11 protein-coding genes and 1 tRNA gene are annotated in these 20,471 nt (G+C 68.3%); 8 read left to right on the top strand and 4 right to left on the bottom strand.

Annotation, left to right across the window (positions count from 1 at the left end; all coding sequences use genetic code 11):
* Nucleotides 1-61: 61 nt before the first annotated feature.
* Nucleotides 62-832 carry an L-iditol 2-dehydrogenase gene (locus tag GGD89_RS09975; protein WP_184044728.1) on the top strand — a complete coding sequence of 257 codons (771 nt, stop codon included), beginning with the start codon at nt 62-64 and terminating at the stop codon, nt 830-832.
* Between the two features lie 46 nt (nt 833-878).
* On the opposite strand, the gene GGD89_RS09970 is transcribed toward GGD89_RS09975, so the two are convergent.
* Nucleotides 879-4,253, bottom strand: coding sequence for a PAS domain S-box protein (locus GGD89_RS09970; protein ID WP_184044725.1), 3,375 nt, complete (start codon nt 4,251-4,253; stop codon nt 879-881).
* Between the two features lie 732 nt (nt 4,254-4,985).
* Here GGD89_RS09970 and leuA point away from each other — a divergent pair.
* A complete protein-coding gene (gene leuA / locus GGD89_RS09965; protein ID WP_184044722.1) occupies nt 4,986-6,680 on the top strand; it encodes a 2-isopropylmalate synthase in 1,695 nt (564 codons plus the stop codon).
* Between the two features lie 60 nt (nt 6,681-6,740).
* Here leuA and GGD89_RS09960 read toward each other — a convergent pair.
* Nucleotides 6,741-6,815: transfer RNA gene (locus GGD89_RS09960), tRNA-Val, on the bottom strand.
* Between the two features lie 71 nt (nt 6,816-6,886).
* Nucleotides 6,887-7,597, bottom strand: a complete 711-nt coding sequence (gph, locus tag GGD89_RS09955; protein ID WP_221238401.1) for a phosphoglycolate phosphatase — start codon at nt 7,595-7,597, stop codon at nt 6,887-6,889.
* Between the two features lie 178 nt (nt 7,598-7,775).
* Between gph and glmU the strand changes: the two genes are divergently transcribed.
* Both glmU and glmS read left to right on the top strand, forming a co-directional pair.
* Nucleotides 7,776-9,140, top strand: a complete 1,365-nt coding sequence (gene glmU, locus GGD89_RS09950) for a bifunctional UDP-N-acetylglucosamine diphosphorylase/glucosamine-1-phosphate N-acetyltransferase GlmU (RefSeq protein WP_184044717.1) — start codon at nt 7,776-7,778, stop codon at nt 9,138-9,140.
* A 20-nt stretch (nt 9,141-9,160) separates the two neighbouring features.
* Nucleotides 9,161-10,987 carry a glutamine--fructose-6-phosphate transaminase (isomerizing) gene (gene glmS / locus GGD89_RS09945; RefSeq protein WP_184044714.1) on the top strand — a complete coding sequence of 609 codons (1,827 nt, stop codon included), beginning with the start codon at nt 9,161-9,163 and terminating at the stop codon, nt 10,985-10,987.
* A 76-nt stretch (nt 10,988-11,063) separates the two neighbouring features.
* Here the strand turns inward: glmS and GGD89_RS09940 are convergent, their stop codons facing one another.
* Nucleotides 11,064-11,666 carry a class I SAM-dependent DNA methyltransferase gene (locus tag GGD89_RS09940; RefSeq protein WP_184044710.1) on the bottom strand — a complete coding sequence of 201 codons (603 nt, stop codon included), beginning with the start codon at nt 11,664-11,666 and terminating at the stop codon, nt 11,064-11,066.
* A gap of 294 nt (nt 11,667-11,960) precedes the next feature.
* Between GGD89_RS09940 and GGD89_RS09935 the strand changes: the two genes are divergently transcribed.
* From GGD89_RS09935 to treY, 4 genes are all read left to right on the top strand, one after another.
* On the top strand, nt 11,961-12,617 hold the full coding sequence (locus GGD89_RS09935; protein ID WP_184044707.1) for a CC0125/CC1285 family lipoprotein: 657 nt from the start codon (nt 11,961-11,963) through the stop codon (nt 12,615-12,617).
* A 290-nt stretch (nt 12,618-12,907) separates the two neighbouring features.
* A complete protein-coding gene (glgX, locus tag GGD89_RS09930; RefSeq protein ID WP_246423023.1) occupies nt 12,908-15,154 on the top strand; it encodes a glycogen debranching protein GlgX in 2,247 nt (748 codons plus the stop codon).
* Between the two features lie 135 nt (nt 15,155-15,289).
* Entirely contained in the window at nt 15,290-17,137 is a 1,848-nt protein-coding gene (treZ, locus tag GGD89_RS09925; protein ID WP_221238400.1) for a malto-oligosyltrehalose trehalohydrolase, read from the top strand.
* A gap of 125 nt (nt 17,138-17,262) precedes the next feature.
* On the top strand, nt 17,263-20,394 hold the full coding sequence (treY, locus tag GGD89_RS09920) for a malto-oligosyltrehalose synthase (protein WP_184044701.1): 3,132 nt from the start codon (nt 17,263-17,265) through the stop codon (nt 20,392-20,394).
* The last annotated feature ends 77 nt before the right edge of the window (nt 20,395-20,471 follow it).

The following is a 20,471-nucleotide window of genomic DNA, read 5'->3' as shown; positions in this document are numbered from 1 at the left end:
CGGCGCCTCCTCCGTCCGGGTTCGCCCCGGAGGCCGCCCCAACACGCAGCGAGGACATGACATGAAGCTCCAGAACAAGGTGGCCCTGATCACCGGCGCGGCGCGCGGCATCGGACTCGCCGTCGCCATGCGGTACGCCGAGGAAGGCGCCAGGGTCGTGCTCGCCGACATCGCCGACAACGCGGTCCACAAGGCGGCGGCGGAGGTCGGACACGGCGCGATCGGCGTCCAGCTCGACGTCACCAGGCCGGAGTCGATCGACGCCGCCATCAAGACGACGGTGGAGACCTTCGGCGCGCTGGACATCCTGGTCAACAACGCCGGTGTTTTCGACCTGGCGCCGATCCTGGAGATCACGCGCGAGAGTTATCGCACGGTGTTCGCCGTCAACGTCGAGGGCCTGTTGTTCACGTTGCAGGCCGCCGCCCGCCAGATGGTGGCCCAGGGCACCGGCGGTCGCATCATCAACTTCAGTTCCCAGGCCGGACGCCGGGGCGAGGGCCTGGTGGGGGTCTACTGCGCCAGCAAGGCGGCGGTGCTCAGCCTCACCCAGTCGGCCGGTCTGGATCTGATCCGCCACGGGATTCGGGTGAACGGCATCGCCCCCGGTGTCGTCGACACGCCGATGTGGGACCATGTCGACGCCAAGTTCGCCGAGTACGAGGGGCGCCCGATCGGCGAGAAGAAACGCCTGGTCGGCGAGGCCGTGCCGTACGGGCGCATGGGCAAGCCGGAGGACTACGCCGGGGCGGCCGTGTTCCTGGCCTCGGACGACGCCGAATACGTCGTCGCCCAGACGCTCAACGTCGATGGCGGCAACTGGATGAGCTGAGGCGCCGACCGCGGGCCGCGCGGGACCGGTTCCGCCGGACTCACGGTCACGGGGCCAGGGGCAGGGTGAAGGCGAAGGTGCTGCCCTGGCCCGGCGCGGAGTCCACCCAGATGCGCCCGCCGTGGCGATCCACGATCCGCTTGCAGACCGCCAGGCCGACGCCGGTGCCGCCGCCGTATGCCTCGCGCCCATGCAGCCGCTGGAAGATGCGGAAGATCTGGTCGTGATATTGGGGGTCGATGCCGATGCCGGTGTCCCGGACGGTGAAGGTCGCGATCTGATCGGATTGGGTGGCGCCGATGCGAATCGTCACCGGCCGGTCCGGCGCGCGGTACTTCAGGGCATTGCCCACCAGGTTCTGGAACACCTGGATCAACTGCGGACCGTCGGCCAGGACCCGGGGCAGGCTGGTGTGGTCGATGGTCGCCGCCGCCTCGGTGATGCGCGGGGCGAGGTTCTCCAGGGCTTCCTTCAACAGGGCGTCCGAGTCCACGGCGGTCATGGCCCGTCCGTGGCTCTGGACCCGGGAGAAGGACAAGAGATCGGTGATCAGCGCGTCCATGCGCTTCGCGCCGTTCACGGCGAAGCCGATGTATTCCCGCGCCCTGTCGTCCAGGCTTTCCGCATAGTTCCGCTCCAGGAGCTGCATGAAGGACGCCACCATTCGCAGGGGTTCTCGCAGGTCGTGAGACGCGATGTGGGCGAATTGCTGGAGATCGTTGTTCGACTCCTCCAGGGTCTTGGTCTTCTCGGCCAGGTCCGTTTCCAGTGCCTTGCGTTTGGTGATGTCCGTGGTCACCCCGCCCATGCGCGTGATCTGGCCATCCGCATCCAGTTCGAAGCTCCTGCGGTCGTCCAGCCAGCGGACCGAGCCGTCGGCCCGCAGGATGCGGTACTGCTGATGCAGCGTTCCCGGAGTGCGCGTCCCACCCAGGTCGGCCTGGACCGCCGCGCGGTCATCGGGATGGATGGCGCGGACCCAGATCGTCGGATCATGCAGGAAGGTTTCCTTGGGATAGCCGAAAATTCGCTCACATGAATTGCTGATGAACTCCAGGTGGTTTTCGCTTCCCAACCAGACGACGTCATCGATGACGTCCAGGAACCATTCAAACGTTTCCTCGCTTTTCCTGAGAGAGTCCTCGGATATCTTGCGGTCCGTGATGTCGCTCGCCACGGCGAACAGGCGATCTTCATTGGTGGCGGCGATAGCCGACCAGACAAGCCAGCGGTACTCTCCCGAGCGGTGCCGATAGCGATTTTCGAACCCGTACGTGATGTCTCCGCGCCTCAGCCTGTCCATTTCCGCCCTGCTCGCGTCAACGTCGTCGGGGTGGACCATATCCATGAAGGCCCGACCGACCAACTGGTCGGGGGGGTAACCCAGCGTGCGTTCCCAGCCCGCGTTGACGCGGTGAATGATGCCGTCCATGCCGGCGATCAGATGCAGGTTCATGGGCTGGTCGAAGAACTTGTTGACCGTCTCCTCGGCCTGCTTGCGTTCGGTGATGTCGTCCACCACCAGGACCAGGCGAGCGGGCCGCTCTCCTGTCTTCCAGGTGGCCGACGCCGTGAGTTTCACCCAGGCGACGGCCTGGTCCCGGCTTTGCAGACGGCCTTCCGTCGTGAACCGGGTGATCTCGCCCGTGACCATGCGCCCCAGGTCGCGGGTCATGGATGGGGCCTCGAAGGCGTCCAGGGTATCCATGAAGGGCTGTTGCCCGGGCGTGTCCGGAGCGCGCTTCAGGATCGCGGCGTAGCGGTCGTTGGCGTTGACAATGCGTCCTGTGGCCACGTCGATCAGCGCGATCCCGACCCCGGCATGCTGGATGATCGCCGCGAACCAGCGTTCTCGCTCCACGAGCTGGCGCACCAGGGGATCGCCGACCGTGACGAACCCGGTGGTCCCGAGCACGATGACCAGGACGCCGATGGCCGCCGTGGTCAGGCCCGCCTCGATGAAGGGGGCCCGGATTTCGTGGATATCCACCTTGGCCACCACGCCCAGGTTCAGGATCGGCACGGGCGCGAAGGCCGCCAGCACGGTGACCCCTCGATAGTCCTTGCCGATCAGGGTACCGGACTGGCCCAGCAGGGCTTGGCGCATTGGCTCGGCCAGATCGGAGTCGAGCGGGATCGGGGATGGCTGGTAGCGGTCCCAGGCGCGCTGGCGCACGATGAAGACGATGCTGTCCTCGACGCGCCGGGCCAGGGTGAACTCGCCGATACCCGGATAGCTGGACAGTCCGGCCCTGATCTGCTGCAACGTGGCCGCGGTCGATCCCCCTGGATAGGTGGCGTGCCTCTCGTCGAACGTGGCCATCGCCTGCATCAGCCGGGCCTGACTTCGCACCATTTCCACCAGGCGTTCCCGCTGCTTCTCGAACGCGACCCCATAGAGAAGCGTGAGCGTCGACCCGGCGATGGCGGCGATGGACAAGACCAGGATGGCGGTCAGGACCAGGCCCAGGCGCCGCAAACGGACTCCCAACGCGCGACCGTCGGTTTCCGAGAAGAAGATCGGATGGGCCGAGGGGCCATGGCGCGCTTTCCAGATCGCGATGGTGACCACCAGTGCCGAGATGATCAGGACGGCGATCCAGGCCACCATGAACAGCGGGGGCTTCCCCCGCCCATCGTCGCCCCACTTTTCCTGAAGCGCGACGTGATCCGCCGAGCCCACGTAGTCGCCGACGACCGCGTCCAGGCGCGCCAGCAAGGCCGGGTCCGTCTTGCGCACCGCGATGGCCCGCTCGACCGTGGCCAGCGGCGGACCGAAGGATCGCACCTGGTCTTGGACGCGAACGGCCCGCGCCAGTTTGAGAAACGCGGGCTCCGGAATCACCAGGACATCGATCCCGCCCTGAAGAAGGGCATCAAGTCCGCGTTTTTCGTCCGTGTAGGGTCGCGTGAACAGCTTGGGGCGCCCGGCCAGGACCGGCACCGCCAACGCCGTCCGCACCACCCCGACCACGCGGCCCGACAGGTCGGACAATCCCGTCAGCTCTGTGTTCTCCACCCGACGGACCATGACCACGTCGTACTGCTCCAGGGGGCGGGTAAACCTGGCGAAGGGCGCGGTCTGGTTCGTGATCTCCATCAGGGGAACGACATCCGCCGTGCCGCTCTCCAGCGCCTCCCGCACGTCATCCCAGCTGTCCAGGACCCGATAGACGACGGTCAGATTGGCGCGTCCGGCGATGTCATTGAACACGTCCACGGCCAAGCCGGCCGCCACCCCGTTCATGGTCCGGCTGTACAGGGGCGGCAGGGCCTTGGGGACGGCGGCGACGATCGGGTCAGGGCGCGGTGGGTCGGAGGCGCCGGCGGTGGCGATGGTCAAACACTGAACAGCACAAAAAAACAACAGACTGATCGCCAGGCAGGCGAAACAGAACGGTGTTGATGCCGTGTTGGACATACTGACTCACGCGCACTGGCAACCCTCAAAACTATTGGATGGTAGCACGAAAACCGCACGGCACCCCAGGAAACATGCACGCGCTACTCTGGCCAGGGCTCCGAACTCGGATTACGGAAAGCTCATGGCGAGGGGATCCGCAAATCCGTGCATAGATGCTTATACTAGCGGCGGATGAGTCACACTCATCCGCCTCCGGTATGACGGGGCGTTGTGGGCTCGGCGGGGGAGGTGTCCGGGACGCGATCGTCGCCAAGCCCGCTCTTGCGTGACGACTCGAGTTTTTGAGGTTGACGGCGCCCGCCCGGCTGCCCCATCGTCACCGAACCATGCAGACCATGCCGCATATGACGTCGATCCTACGACTGGACCTCGCGCTGGCCCTACGGGGCTGATGAGCGCCCCGGCACCGTGCCCGCGTTTCGCGGATCGGTGACCCCCTCGATCCAGTCCAGGGTTCCCCGACGTCATCCCGCAAGGTCACGCGATCCATGGTTGCCCACGATCCCCACAGTCTGCGCGAGATCGATCGCCTCTGTCCGGCCGTCGCGCGTGGTCGGGCGCTGGCCCTGCCGCGGCCGCGACTAAGGGTCGGTCGCCGGCCGCCTCGTGCGTGGCCAGCCGGCGGCCGTAGGACGGCCACGTTGCGACCAACCCTTCGCGATCGAAGATCGCAGTCCCGCTCCCGGCGCGCCCAGGCCGCGCCCCGTGCCGACAATCGGAGACGAGTCCATGCCCGTGGATCCGACGACCAAGTACAAGCCCTTCACTCCCGTTGCCTTGACGGACCGCCGCTGGCCGTCGGCGGTCATCGATCGCGCGCCCATCTGGGCCTCGGTCGATCTCCGCGACGGCAACCAGGCGCTGATCGAGCCCATGGGGATCGAACGCAAGCTGCGCCTGTACAAAGCCCTGGTGGAGATGGGCTTCAAGGAGATCGAGGTGGGCTTTCCGGCCGCCTCGCAGACCGATTTCGACTTCGCCCGCCATCTGATCGAAAACGACATGGTGCCCGAGGACGTGACCCTGCAGGTGCTGGTGCAGGCGCGCGAGCACCTGATCCGGCGGACGTTCGAGGCGCTGAGGGGCGCCCCTCGGGCCATCGTTCACGTCTATAACTCGACCTCCACCCTGCAACGCAGAGTCGTGTTCGGCCTCGACCGCCCGGGCATCATCGAGATCGCCCGCGAGGGCGCGACGCTCATCCACAGGCTGGCCGCCGAGACGGATACCGAAATCCTGTACCAGTACTCGCCGGAGAGCTTCACGGGCACGGAACTCGATTTCGCCGTCGAGATCTGCGAGGCGGTCATGGACGTGTTCGAGCCGACACCCGACAAGCGCATGATCCTCAACCTGCCCAGCACCGTCGAGATGGCCACGCCCAACGTCTATGCCGACCAGATCGAATGGTTCTGCCGGCATGTGCGCAACCGGGACAGCGTCATCATCTCCGTTCACCCGCACAACGACCGGGGCACCGCCGTGGGCGCCACGGAACTCGCGTTGATGGCCGGGGCCGAACGTGTCGAGGGCACCCTGTTCGGCAATGGCGAGCGCACCGGCAACGTGGACCTGATCACGCTTGCCCTGAACCTGCACACCCAGGGCATCGACCCGGGGCTGGACTGCTCCAACATGCCTGACCTGGTGACCATGTCGGAATACTGCACCCGCCTGCCGGTGCATCCGCGTCACCCCTACGCGGGCGAGCTGGTGTTCACCGCCTTCTCGGGGTCGCATCAGGACGCCATCAACAAGGGCCTGCGCGCCATGCGCCAGTCCAACAGCGGTGTGTGGGAGGTGCCCTACCTGCCCATCGATCCGGCCGACGTGGGCCGCACCTACGAGGCGGTCATCCGCATCAACAGCCAGTCGGGCAAGGGGGGCGTGGCCCATATCCTGGAGCGTGACCAGGGCCTTCAGATGCCGCGCGGCCTGCAGATGGAATTCGCCGGGGTGGTCCAGCAGATCACCGACGAGTCCGAGGCGGAGATCACCGCCCGGCACCTGTGGGAGATCTTCGAGCGCGAGTATCTGGCGGTGCGGCCCGGCGACATCGTGCTCAAGGAATACCGCACGGTGCCCGACACCCATGCCACGGATGTGCGCGTGTTGGATGCCGTGTTGGTCGAGACGGACGAGGACCGGGCCATTCGCGGCACCGGCAACGGGCCGCTGGATGCCTTCGTCGATGCCCTGCGCCGGCACCTGGGCACGGGGCTGGAGGTGGTCGGCTACTCCGAGCATGCGCTCGGCGTTGGTGCCAACGCCCATGCCTACGCGTACGTCGAGATGAAGGCGGGCGACGGGACCCTGCTGTACGGGGTCGGGCGCCACACCAACATCGTTCAGGCGTCGCTGAACGCCATCCTCTCGGCCGTCAACCGGTCGCGGCGGGGACAGGCGCGGGCGGCGGCGGAATAGGGCACAAAAAACCCCGGATGCCATGTGCATCCGGGGTTTTGGGCTTGAAAAAGCCGGTGCTGGTGGGCGCGGCTGGGATTGAACCAGCGACCCCTCGCGTGTGAAGCGAGTGCTCTCCCGCTGAGCTACGCGCCCGCCGGGCGCGGCCCGGATCGGGGCCGCGTCTTGCGCGGAGGGCGGCTTATAGCGCCGTCCGGGACGGGCCGTCAAGCCCGTTTGCGCGTCTCGCCCAGGGCGGCCAGCGCCGCCGGCACATCCGCCAGACGGGAGATCAGGCGGTCGGCCCCGGCCTCCGCCGGCGGTACCGGGCTATAGCCGAAGTCGACCATCACCACGGCCACGCCGGCCGCGTGGGCGGCATCGACATCATAGGGGGTGTCGCCGACCATGGCGGCGCGTCCGGGCGCCACGCCCATGCGCTCCAGCGCCAGCAGCAGCGGGCGGGGATGGGGCTTGCGTTCGGGGATCAGGCCGGCGCCGATCACGGCGTCGAACAGGCCGTCCAGGCCCAGGGCCTTGACCACGCCCTCGGTGGGACCCTGCGGCTTGTTGGTGCAGATGCCCAGGCGGATTCCGGCGTCACGCAGGGCGCGCAACAGATCCTCGGCGCCGTCGTAGGGGCGGGTGCCGACCAGCGGCTTGGCCTCGTACAGCGCCACGAAGCGGTCGTGCAGACGCTCCAGGCGGGCCGTCTCGTCGGCGCCGGCGCCGATGGGGCGCCCGGTGGCGGCCATGGCCTTGCTGACCAGGATGCGGGCGCCCTGGCCGACCATGGCCGGCACCTGGTCGGGACGCAGGTGCGCGAGCCCTTCCTCGTCCATCAGGGCGTTCAGGGCCAGGGCCAGGTCGGGCACGCTGTCGATCAGGGTGCCGTCCAGGTCGAACACCACACCGTCGAAAGGCAAGTCGGTCACCATGAAACCTCGCGCGAAAAGGGGGCGGATCGATCCGGACAAGGAATCGATCTGTAACCAAGCGCAACACTGTGTGAGTTTGCGTGACCGGCAGAGTATGGCAGCGTCCTTGCCCTGACCACCCCACTTCGGGTAGGCGGTCCCCACCCGAACCGACACCCGCAGGACAGACACGCCGCCGATGAACGCCCAGACCCCCGCCGCCACCGATGTGGCGGCCATTGTTCTCGCCGCGGGCATGGGGACGCGCATGCGCTCCACCCGCCCCAAGGTGGCCCATGTCCTGGCCGGCCGGCCGCTGCTGGGCCATGTGCTGGACACCCTCGACATGCTGGGCGCGCCGCCGGAGGCCACGGTGGTGGTGGCCGGCCCGCACATGCCCGAGGTGGAACGGCTCGCCGCCCCCCGGCCCACCGTGCTTCAGGCCGAGCGCCTGGGCACCGCCCACGCCGCCCTGCAAGCCCGCCCGGCATTGCCGACGCCGCCGGCGACCGTGCTGATCCTGTTCGGCGACTCTCCCCTGGTCCGCGTGGAGACGCTGCGAGCCATGGTGGCCCGGCGGGGCGAGGGCGCGGATGTGGTGGTGCTGGGTTTCCAGGCCGCCGACCCCACCGGCTACGGACGCCTGGTCACCGATGGCCGGGGTGCTCTGGAGGCGATTGTCGAGCACAAGGACGCGACGGAGGATCAGCGTGCGATCACCCTGTGCAATGCCGGGGTGATGGCGGTGGACGGGGCGCGGCTGTTCGGCCTGCTGGAGCGGATCGGCAACGCCAACGCCAAGGGCGAGCACTACCTGACCGACATTGTCGCCCTGGCCCGCGCCGACGGGCTGGTCTGCGCGGTGGTGGAGGGCGACGAGGCGGAGATGCTGGGCATCAATGACCGCGCGCAACTCGCCACCGCCGAGCGGGTGGTGCAGGGCCGCCTGCGCCGGGCGGCCATGGAGGGCGGCGCCACCCTGACCGATCCGGATACCGTGTTCCTGTCCATGGACACCCGCCTGGGCCGGGACGTGACCGTCGGCCCATTCTGCGTCTTCGGTCCCGGGGTGACGATCGGCGATGGCGTGGAGATCAAGGGCTTCTGCCATTTCGAGGGCTGCACGGTCGAGGCGGGCGCCACCCTCGGCCCCTACGCGCGGCTGCGGCCCGGTGCGACCATCGCGCAGGGGGCGCACATCGGCAACTTCGTCGAGATCAAGAAGGCCACCGTGGAACCCGGCGCCAAGGTCAATCACCTGACCTACATCGGCGACGCCCGGGTGGGCGCCGCGGCGAACGTCGGCGCGGGCACCATCACCTGCAACTACGACGGCTTCGCCAAGCATCACACCGATATCGGCGCGGGGGCCTTCATCGGCTCCAACACGGCGCTGGTGGCGCCGGTCCGTGTCGGTGACGGCGCCATCGTCGGCGCCGGCAGCACCATCACCCACGACGTGCCGGCCGATGCCCTGGCCGTCACCCGCGCGGCGCTCACCCAACGTGACGGCTGGGCGGCCAAGTTCCGCGCCCACATGAAGCGCCTGACGGGCAAGGGCTGAGGAAAAAGGGACAGCAGACCATGTGTGGCATCGTCGGCATCATCGGCACCCAAGAGGTGGCCCCGCGCCTGATCGAGGGGCTGCGGCGGCTGGAGTATCGCGGCTATGATTCCGCCGGGGTGGCCACCCTGGACGGCGACGCCATCGAACGCCGCCGCGCGACCGGCAAGATTTCCGCCTTGGAGGCGCGTCTCGCCGCCGAGCCCCTGGGTGGCGCCACCGGCATCGGCCACACCCGCTGGGCCACCCACGGGATTCCCAACGAGACCAACGCCCATCCCCACGCCAACGGCCGGGTGGCGGTGGTGCACAACGGCATCATCGAGAATTTCCAGGACCTGCGCGCCGACCTGGCGGCCAAGGGGCACGCGTTCGCCTCGGACACCGACACCGAGGTGGTGGTGCACCTGATCAGCCAGTTCATCGCCGAGGGCGTCGATCCGGTGGAGGCCGCGCGCCGCGCGTTCGGCCGTCTTCAGGGCGCGTTCGCCCTGGGCATCCTGGTGCGCGACAGGCCGGACGTGCTGATCGCCGCCCGTCAGGGGAGCCCCCTGGCCATCGGCCACGGCGACGGCGAGATGTTCCTGGGCTCCGATGCCCTGGCGCTGGCGCCCATGACCCGGCGGATCACCTACCTGGAGGACGGCGACTGGGCGGTGCTGAGCACCGGCGGCGCCACCATTCGCGACCTGGAGGGCCGTCTGGTCAACCGACCCGAACAGTTGAGCAACCTGTCCGGCGCCATGATCGGCAAGGGTGGCCATCGCCACTTCATGGCCAAGGAGATCTTCGAGCAGCCCCAGGTGATCGGCGACACCCTGAACGCCATGTTCAACCCGGCCGCGCGCACCATCACCCTGCCGGCGCTGCCGTTCGACCTGGCCGCCGTGCCGCGCATCACCATGATCGCCTGCGGCACCGCCTCGCTGGCCGGCATGGTCGGCCGCTACTGGCTGGAGCGCGTCGCCCGCGTGCCCGTGGACTGGGACCTGGCCAGCGAGTTCCGCTACCGCGCGCCGGTGATGGCCGACGGCGGGCTGGCCGTGTTCATCAGCCAGTCGGGGGAAACCGCCGATACGCTGGCGGCCCTCCGCTATTGCAAGGCGCATGGCCAGCACTGCCTGTCCATCGTCAACGCTCCCGAAAGCACCATCGCCCGCGAGAGCCATGCCGTGCTGCCCACCCTGGCCGGGCCGGAGATCGGGGTGGCGTCGACCAAGGCGTTCACCACCCAGCTTGTGGTGTTGGCCTGCCTGACCATCGCCCTGGCGAAGATGCGCGGCGCCATCGATCATGAGACCGAGGCGCGGCTGTCCTCGGCCCTGACGGAGGTGCCGGCCCGCGCCGCCGAGGTGCTGAACCACGACGAGCGCATTCGCGCCATCGCCCAGTCCATGCTGACTCCGGCCCGCGACGTGCTCTACCTGGGGCGCGGCAGCAGCTATCCCCTGGCCCTGGAGGGGGCGTTGAAGCTGAAGGAAATCAGCTACATTCACGCCGAGGGCTACGCGGCCGGCGAGATGAAGCACGGCCCCATCGCGCTGATCGACGAGTCCGTGCCGGTGGTGGTGATCGCGCCGAGCGACCCGCTGTTCGACAAGACCGCCTCCAACGTCCAGGAGGTGGTGGCGCGCGGCGGCAAGGTGGTGGTGTTCTCGGACCCCGAGGGCGTGGCGCGGCTGCGTGACCTGGCGCTCGACGCCATCGCCCTGCCGGCCGTCGATCCTTTCGTCGCGCCCATCCTTTACGCCATCCCGGTGCAGCAGCTCGCCTATCACACCGCCGTGGACAAGGGCACCGACGTGGACCAGCCGCGCAACCTGGCCAAGGCGGTGACGGTGGAGTGAGGGGCGTTGTTCAGCGGCAGAGTCCAAGATCGAAGGCGGAAGAGGGGCCCAAGGGGCCCCTCTTCCTGGTCCCTGGCTAGTTCACCTGGAACATGTCGTAGATGATGGTCTTGTTGTCCCCGAAGTCCTTGTGACCCGGGATGTAGGGCTGTGGGTCGGAATGGTGGATGTGGGTCCACAGGCCGTCGTCCACGAGGCCCTTCAGCACGCTTGTGAACGTGTCATCGTACAGGTCGAGCCGGTGGGTGAGGGACACGATCCCGCCCGAGCGCACGACACGCTGGAACTCCCGCATCACGCCGGTCATGTTTTTGAGGTATGTCAGCGTGCCGATGCATTGCGCCGCCATGAAATGGTTGTCCGGGAAGGCGAGCGGGTTATTCATGTCCATTTGTTTGAGATCGGTGTAGCACCCTTTCTGCCGGGCCTTGTCCAGCGACGCCGTCGAGTAGTCGATCCCGGTGATGTCCGAAAACCCGAGCTTGTTCAGATGCAGGCCCGTCAGACCCGTACCGCAGCCCGCGTCCAGAACCGGGTGCCCGGTGTCGAGTCCCTGTTTGCGCAGCGCCTCGGCGGCCTGCCGCGGGGCGTCATATCCCATGCCCAACAGATCTTCCTCATAGGAAGAAGACCAGCGGTCGTAATATTCCTCAAGTTGTTCAAGATTAGCGTCAGTCATCTTGTCAAGTTCAGACGAATCCCCGGAGGAATTCGCAGTGTTTGGGCGGATGGCAGACGTATCTGTCACAATGACCTCTTCAATGCTGTTTCACCAAAAACGCACAGAATGTGCACCCTTCTACTGAACATATATTAGGCACCGGTTCAATGCCGACGCGAAAAAATTTCACATAAAAATCCAGCGAAATACCCAGGCACGGCTGTCCTCGGTCCCGTCGCCCCAGAATCCCCGCAATACCCTGCTGGGATCAATGGTCCGCATCACGAGGATGGGGAGGATCCGGCGGTGGTCATGATCACGCGACGTTCTGGATGGCCTGTCGCCCTTGCTGTCGCCTTGCTGGTTGCAGCCTGCGCGACGGGACCCGCGACCACCCCCTATCAGGCCGCGCGGGAGACCGGCTACGGCTACGGCGGTCAGCAGATCGGCGACGCGCGATTCCGCGTTACCTTCTCGGGCAACAGCCGGACCCCCCGCGAGACCGTCGAGTCCTACCTTCTCTATCGCGCCGCCGAGGTGACGTTGCAACGCGGCTACGATGCTTTCGTGGTGGTGGACAAGGATACCGAGCGCTTTACGCGCACCACCATGACAGGGCCGCGCGTCGGGGTCGGGTATGGCCGTGGCTGGGGCTATCCCCACGCCCGCTATCGTCCCTACCGTCACCCCTACCATTACCGGGGCTCCTCCCTCGGCCTCGCCTGGCACCATGGCGCCTACGGCCCCACCACCACCAAGTCCGATCATCGCTACACCGCCTCGGCCACCATCGTCATGCGCCGGGGCCGTGGCCCCTGGTGGGACCCGGCCGTGCACGACGCGCGGTCGGTGGTGCGCCATGTCGGCCCGGGCGTCGTCTTGCCGGCGGATGCCGGCCCGGCCGGAGTCGCGCCGGTGCGAGGAGCGCTTCCCGGCGCGCGCGCATCGGCCGATGGGCCGGTTGGGTAGGCCGATCGCCAGAAACCCGTTGTTGAGCCGTACGAGTTCGGGAGTCGCGCGAGAGGTGTGCGATTGGGCCACCGCACGGGTGGGCCGCCCCCATGGATGGAAAGTTCCGGACTTGGAACACATTAAAGCGGTGTCTTCTGAGTCCAAGGGAGGTAGCGACCTCCGCCTTTCGGCGGAAGCCGTTTGGTCCGGGCGGGCAAAGGGTCTAGAGTGATCGCTCCCGAACCATGGGGAGGCCCGCCGCTCTGGCGGTGCGGCACAGCCCTCGCGTGTCCGTCCGGAGGTTCTGTTTGAATACGCTCGCCACGCCCTACCTCGCCGGCGACGGCAAGGTCGCCGGCCGCTTTCGGGTCTGGCCTGGGTCGCCCCACGAACTGGGGGCCACCTGGGATGGGTCCGGTACCAATTTCGCGTTGTTTTCCGCTCATGCCGAGGCGGTTGAGCTGTGTCTGTTCGATGACACGGGAACGCGGGAGATCGCCCGCATTCGGCTTCCCGAACATACCCACGAGGTGTGGCACGGTTACCTGCCGGATGTACGCATCGGACAACTCTATGGCTTTCGCGTCTACGGCCCCTACGCGCCGGAACAGGGCGACCGCTTCAATCCCCACAAGCTGCTTCTGGACCCTTACGCCAAGGGCCTCGTGGGTGAAGTGAAGTGGCATGACGCGCTGTTCGGCTACCAGGTGGGGCACGACGATGGCGACCTGTCGTTCTCCGACGTCGACAGCGCCCCCTACATGCCGAAGTGCCAGGTGGTGGACACCGCCTATACCTGGGGCGGCGAGACGTTCCATCCCAATCCCTGGCACGACACCATCCTTTACGAGATGCACGCGCGCGGCTTCACCATGCGCCACCCGGGCGTGCCGCCGGACCGGCGCGGCACCTTCGCCGGGCTGGCCGAGGCTCCGGTGGTGGAGTACCTGAAGGGCCTGGGCATCACGGCCGTCGAGTTGCTGCCGGTGCACGCCTTCCTGCATGATCGCCACCTGATCGAGCGCGGGGTGCGCAATTACTGGGGCTACAACAGCATCGGCTTCTTTGCCCCCCACCCGGAGTACCTTGGAAAAGGCGGCCTGAACGAGTTCAAGATTTTCGTCCAGGTCATGCACGATGCCGGCATCGAGGTGATCCTGGACGTGGTCTACAACCACACCGCCGAGGGGAACCACCTGGGGCCGACGCTGTCCTTCCGGGGTATCGACAACCGGTCATACTATCACCTGATGGGGGATAACCCCCGCTACTACAACGACTTCACCGGGACCGGCAACGCGCTGGAACTGCGCCATCGCAACGTCCTGCGGATGGTCACCGACTCCTTGCGCTACTGGGTCGAGGAGATGCGGGTGGACGGCTTCCGCTTCGACCTGGCGACCACGCTGGCGCGGGTGAACGGCACCTATGATCAGCACGCCGGCTTCCTGGACGCCGTCGCCCAGGATCCGGTGCTGTCCCGCGCCAAACTGATCGCCGAGCCCTGGGATACCGGCATGGGGGGCTACCAGGTGGGCCGCTTCCCGCCCGGCTGGGCTGAGTGGAACGACCGCTATCGCGACACCGTGCGCAAGTTCTGGAAGGGCGACGACGGACAGATGGCGGAACTGGCCTCGCGCCTGTCCGGGTCCGCCGATATCTTCGGCCACCAGGGGCGCAAGCCCTGGGCCAGCATCAACTTCGTGACCGCCCACGACGGCTTCACGCTGAACGACCTGGTCAGCTACAACGAGAAGCACAACGAGGCGAACGGCGAGGACAATCGCGACGGCCACTCCGACAATCGCTCGTGGAACCACGGCGCGGAAGGCCCCACGGATGACCCGGGGATCGTGGCCTTGCGGCGGCGGCAGCGCCGCAATTTCCTGTTGACGCTGCTCATGTCCCAGGGCGTGCCAATGCTGGTGGCGGGGGATGAGTTCGGCCGCTCGCAGCAGGGCAACAACAACGCCTACTGCCAGGACAATCCGCTGAGCTGGCTGGACTGGCAACGCATCGACGAGTCGGGACAGGAACTGCTGTCCTTCACCAAGGCGCTCATCAAGCTGCGTCGCTCCCACCTGGTGTTCCACCGCTCGCGGTTCTTCCAGGGGGACGTGATCCCGGGCACCTCCGTGAAGGATGTCACCTGGTTGCGGCCGGACGGCGAGGAGATGAGCGAGCAGGACTGGGGAGACGGCAACGCGCGCACGCTGGGCATGCTGCTGTCCGGCGAGGCCGGCCAGATGCACTTGACCGAAAGCGGCGAGCCGGAGCCGGACCAGACCTTCCTGGTGTGGCTGAATGCCTCGCACCTGGACATGACCTGCCGCACGCCGCCGCTGCCGGCGGGCGTCCGCTGGCATGTGGTTGCCGATACCCTGGCGGCCGGACCCAAGCACAATGCCGCCGGCGCGCGCACCATGGGCGGCAAGGCGGCGACCTCCTCCAAGAAGGGGCGAGTGTTCCTGGCGGCCCGCTCTGCCCTGATCCTGGAACGGCGGGAGGTGGGCAAGATGGAGCGGGAGGGGACCGCCTCGCGTCCCAAGGTCTAAGGACTCGGGGCGTGCCCCGGCGCGGGGCGCGCCGCCCCCGCGCCCGCCCGGCGTGCCTTGCCCAGGCGCCACCCCGGCGCACCTCAAGGACCCCTGTCCGGGGGACCTATCCCATTGATACGCAGGAGACCGGTCATGTCGATAGACCGCGCGTGCCATGCCATGCCGTTTGGCGCCCGACCCCTGGACGACGACGGGGTGCGGTTTGATCTATGGGCACCGGACGTGGATACGGTGACCCTGGAACTGGTGGAGGGCGCGTCGCCGCACGCGCTGACCGTCACCCAAAGCCAGCCCATGACGGCCGTCGGTGACGGCTGGTGGCGGGCCGAGGCCGCCTCGGCCGGTCCCGGAACCCTGTACCGCTATCGTCTGCCCAATGACCTGGCGGTACCCGACCCGTGTTCCCGGTACCAGCCCTTCGACGTGCATGGGCCGAGCCAGGTGGTGGATCCGGGCACCTATGCGTGGCGCGCCACCGACTGGCGCGGCCGGCCGTGGCACGAGACCGTCCTGTACGAACTCCATCCCGGCACCTTCAGCCCCGAGGGCACCTTCGAGGGGATCGCGCGGCGCCTGGATCACCTGGTGGACCTGGGGATCACGGCCGTGGAACTGATGCCCGTGGCCGACTTCCCGGGCCGCTGGAACTGGGGCTACGACGGCGTGCTGCTGTTCGCGCCGGACTCCACCTACGGCACGCCCGACGACCTCAAGCGGCTGATCGACGCGGCCCACGACCGGGGCCTGATGGTGTTCCTGGACGTGGTCTATAACCACTTCGGACCTGAGGGGAACTACCTCCACGTCCATTCCGAGCAGTTCTTCGACGCGGCGCAGCACACCCCCTGGGGCGCGGCCATCGACTTCTCGCGCCCCGAGGTGCGCGCCTTCTTCGTGCACAACGCGCTGTTCTGGCTGGAGGAATACCGGTTCGACGGGCTGCGTCTGGACGCTGTGCACGCCATTCTCGACAGCCAGCCGGAGCATATCCTCGACGAGATCGCGCGCCGGGTGCGGGCGCACTTCGAGGGCTCCGGGCGTCATGTGCACCTGGTGCTGGAGAACGACGACAACGCGGCGCGCTTCCTGGGAGCGCCGGGCGTGCGCTATGACGCGCAGTGGAACGACGACTACCACCACATCGTCCATCATCTGCTGACCGGAGAGGGCTACGGATATTACGAGGACTACGTGGATGACCCCATGGATCGGCTGGCGCGGGCGCTGACCGAGGGCTTCGACTACCAGGGGACACCCTCGGCCCATCGCGGCGGTCAGCCGCGCGGCGAGCCCAGCGCCGACCTGCCGGCCACCGCCACCGTCAACTTCATCCAGAACCACGACCAGGTGGGCAACCGGGCGTTCGGCGAGCGGCTCACCGTCCTGGCGCCGTCCGAGGCCGTGGAGGCGGCCCTGGTGCTGCTGCTTCTGGCGCCGCAGCCGCCGATGCTGTTCATGGGCGAGGAATGGGGGTGCCGACGACCGTTCCTGTTCCATGTGGACTTCGGCGAGGATCTTCGCGAGCCCGTGCGGGAGGGGCGCCGGTCTGAATTCGCCCGCTTCCCGGCCTTCGCCGACGCCGATGCCCGGGCGCGCATTCCCGATCCGTTTCACACCGAGACCCGGACCGAAAGCCGCCTGGACTGGGACGAGGCCGCCGCCGGCGACGCCGCTGACCGACTGGCATGGATCAAGAGGTTGCTGGCCATCCGCCGCACCGTCATCATGCCGCTGGTCCCCGGTCTGCGGCCGGGGCAGGTGGTTCGCTTCGGTGGCCGTGGGCTGTGTATCACGTGGCGTGGGTCCGGTGGTCCCGACCTCGTCGTGGTCATGAACCTGGGGCCGGAGCCCTGCGCGGCCCCCGTGCCCGTGGCCCTCACCCGGCCGGCCCTGGCCGCCACGCCCCCCGCGGCCCCCGCGGCCCTGGGCGAGGGACGGCCGCTACCGCCCTGGACGGTCCTTTGGGGGCAGGCGGGTTAGGGTATCGATGCCGGTGTCGTATCCACGACGCGTCGCCGCCGCTTGGTGCCGATTGTGGGCGCCGATCATGGGCGCCGATCATGACAACCGTCCAGGTCGTGACGAAGCAGAGAGAGAGTCGCCCGATGATGTCTGACACCGCCCCCGCTCCGACGCGCCCGGTCCGTGCCGACGGGGCCGGCCCGTCACCCTTTCCCCGGGCCACCCTGCGCCTGCAACTCACCCCGGACTTCGGCTTTGACCGGGCGGCCGCCGTGGTGCCCACGCTGGCCGCCCTGGGGGTGAGCCACGTCTATCTGTCGCCGATTCACATGGCGCGGCCGGGGTCCACCCATGGCTATGACATCATCGACCATGGACGTCTGAACCCGGACCTGGGCGGCGAGGCCGCGTTTCGCCGCTTCAGCGATACCTTGCAGGTGCACGGTCTCGGGCTGATCGTCGACGTCGTGCCCAACCACATGGGCATCGGCGTGGGGGAGAACCAATGGTGGCGTGACGTGCTGGAGTGGGGCCGCGACAGCCCCTACGCGGACTGGTTCGACATCGACTGGGAGCCCGCCGAGCCCTCGCTCTCGGGCCGTATCCTGCTGCCGGTGCTGGGCGACCATTTCGGCGCGATCCTGGACCGGGGTGAACTGCGCCTGGGTCACGACGCCGATCAGGGCGGGTTCGTGGTGCGGTACTACGAGCACGCCTTCCCCGTGGCCGTGCGGGACTACGGCGACATCCTGCGCCGGGGGCTCACCGCCGGCGGGATCGAGAAGACCGTGCTGGCCCTGGTCATCGCCGGGGCCGACTCCCTGAAGGTGGCGGCCGATGACGACGCCGCCCGCATCGCGCGGCGTCAGGTGGCCGCGGTGGTCAAGAGCCGCCTCGTCGAGTTGTTGAGCGAAAGCGAGGAGGCGCGCGCGGTGGTGGCCGCCGCCGAGAACGCCTTCGCCGGCGAGCCCGGGCGCCCGGCCAGCTTCGACGCCCTGGACGCGCTGATGGAGCGGCAGGCCTATCGCCCCGCCTTCTGGCGCGTGGCGGCGCACGAGATCAACTATCGCCGCTTTTTCGAGATCAATGATCTGGCCGCGCTGCGCATGGAGCGCGATGACCTGTTCGTCACCACCCATCGCCTGCTGCTGGACCTGGTCGCCGAGGGACGCGTGCAAGGCGTGCGCCTGGACCATGTGGACGGCCTGTGGGATCCGGCCACCTACTTCCGGCGCCTGCAGGCGGACCTGGGTCAGGCCCTGGCGCGGGGCGTGGTCGGCGGTCGGGTCACGCCTTACGCCGACGCCGACGTCGCGCCGGACCCGGACGCCGCGCCGGGCGCGATCCTGGGCGTGTCTCCGTTCGGGGCCGACCAGCCGATGTACGTGGTGGTCGAGAAGATCCTGGCCCCCCACGAGCGGCTGCGCGCGGACTGGCCCATCGCCGGCTCGACCGGCTACGAGTTCATGAACCATGTCCTCGGCCTGTTCATCGACCCCGCCGGGGAGGAGCCGTTGGACCACGAGTACGCCCGCGTGCTGGGCGCACCCCCCGACTTCGAGACGGTCGTGCGCGCCGCCAAGCGGCAGGTGATGGAAGAGTCCCTCACCAGCGAGGTGGGCGTGATGGCCAACCGGCTCACGCGTCTGGCCAAGACCGCGCGCGGCACGCGGGATTACTCACGGCTGGCGTTGCGCTCGGCCCTGATCAACGTGGTCACCCATTTCCCGGTCTACCGTACCTACGTCAGTCCGGACGCGCTGACCGAGACCCTCGCCCTGGCCGGCGGCACGCCCGCCGAGGCGGCCGGCGGCGGCGCCACCGAGGCGCGGGCGCGCATCGACGACCAGGACCGGCGCGACCTGCAATGGGCCATCGGCCGCGCCCGCAAGATGGCGCGCGCGCCGGACCTGTCGATCTACGACTTCCTGCATGACGTGCTGACCGCGGATCTGGCCCTGGCCGGCGCCGGTCACGCGGCCAGTGAGGTTCTGGAAGTGGCGATGCGGGTGCAGCAGTTGACGGGACCCGTGATGGCCAAGGCGATGGAGGATACCGCCTTCTACCGCTATGTCCGGCTGGCGGCGATCAATGAGGTCGGGGGCGAGCCGGAGCGTTTCGGCCTGTCACCGGCGGCGTTCCACCATGCCAACCAGGAACGCCGCCAGGACTGGCCGTTCGCCATGCTGGCCAGCGCCACCCACGACCACAAGCGCGGCGAGGACGCGCGGGTGCGCCTGGCGGTGATCTCGGAGTGCCCGGACCTCTGGGCGCAGCGGGTGCGGCGCTGGCAGGATCTGAACCAGCGGCGCGTGAGCCTGTTGTCGGAGCAGCGGCGCGCGCCCAGCGCCAACGACGAGTACCTGTTCTACCAGACCCTGCTGGCCAGCTGGCCGTTGGACCTTGCCCGTCTGGGGGACGCGGGGGAGGTGCTGGCGCCCGACCCGGAGGCCCTGGTCGCCTATGTCGAGCGAGTCGCGGCCTACATGAACAAGGCCGTGCGCGAGGCCAAGGAGGAAACCGCCTGGACGGCTCCAGACGCCGAATACGAGGCGGCGCTGGACGACTTCGTGCGGAGCGTGCTGTCGCCGGCGCTGGGCACCGCCTTCCTGGCCGACATGGCCACCTTCGTGGCCCGCCTGGCGCCGGTGGGCGCCGTCAACGGGCTGGCGCAGACGACACTGAAGCTGACCGTGCCGGGGGTGCCGGACCTGTACCAGGGCACCGACTTCTGGGACTTCAGCCTGGTGGACCCCGACAACCGGCGCCCGGTGGACTTCGCGACCCGGGCGGACGCCCTGGCGGCCGGCCGGCGGCCCAAGGACCTGCTGGCCTGCTGGCGCGATGGCCGCGTCAAGCAGGCGCTGATCGCGGCCCTGTTGGACTTGCGGCGGCGCTGGCCGCGCCTGTTCGCGGCGGGGGAGTACCGGCCGCTTGAGATCGAGGGTCCCCAGGCCGACCGCCTGGTGGCCTTTGCGCGCCTGCCGTCGAGCGAGGACCGGGGCGACACGTCCTTGCCGGCGGCCCTGGTGGTGGTCGTGCCGCGCCTGGTGTGGCCGCTGATGGAGAGCCGTCCGATGCCCCTGCCCGACGCCTGGGATGGAACGCGGGTGCGCGTGCCGGAGGACGATGCCTGGGCGGGGGGGACGATCCGCGACGGCCTCGACGGACTGCGCGTCCTGGGGGATGCCGAGGGTGTGGGGTCGGACGCCCTGGCTGTCGACCGGTTGTTGGCGAGCCTGCCTGTTTCGGTCGTGGTCGTCGAGACGGCGTGAGTCGATGGCGCCGACGCCCCTCAGGCGGGTGTCCAGGCCAATGTGTCTCGCATATCCGGGAAGTCTCCATCGATCTT

This window comes from Roseospira visakhapatnamensis, assembly GCF_014197915.1.
Taxonomy (GTDB): Bacteria; Pseudomonadota; Alphaproteobacteria; order Rhodospirillales; family Rhodospirillaceae; genus Rhodospira; species Rhodospira visakhapatnamensis.
This window is presented reverse-complemented; position numbering and strand designations above follow the sequence as displayed.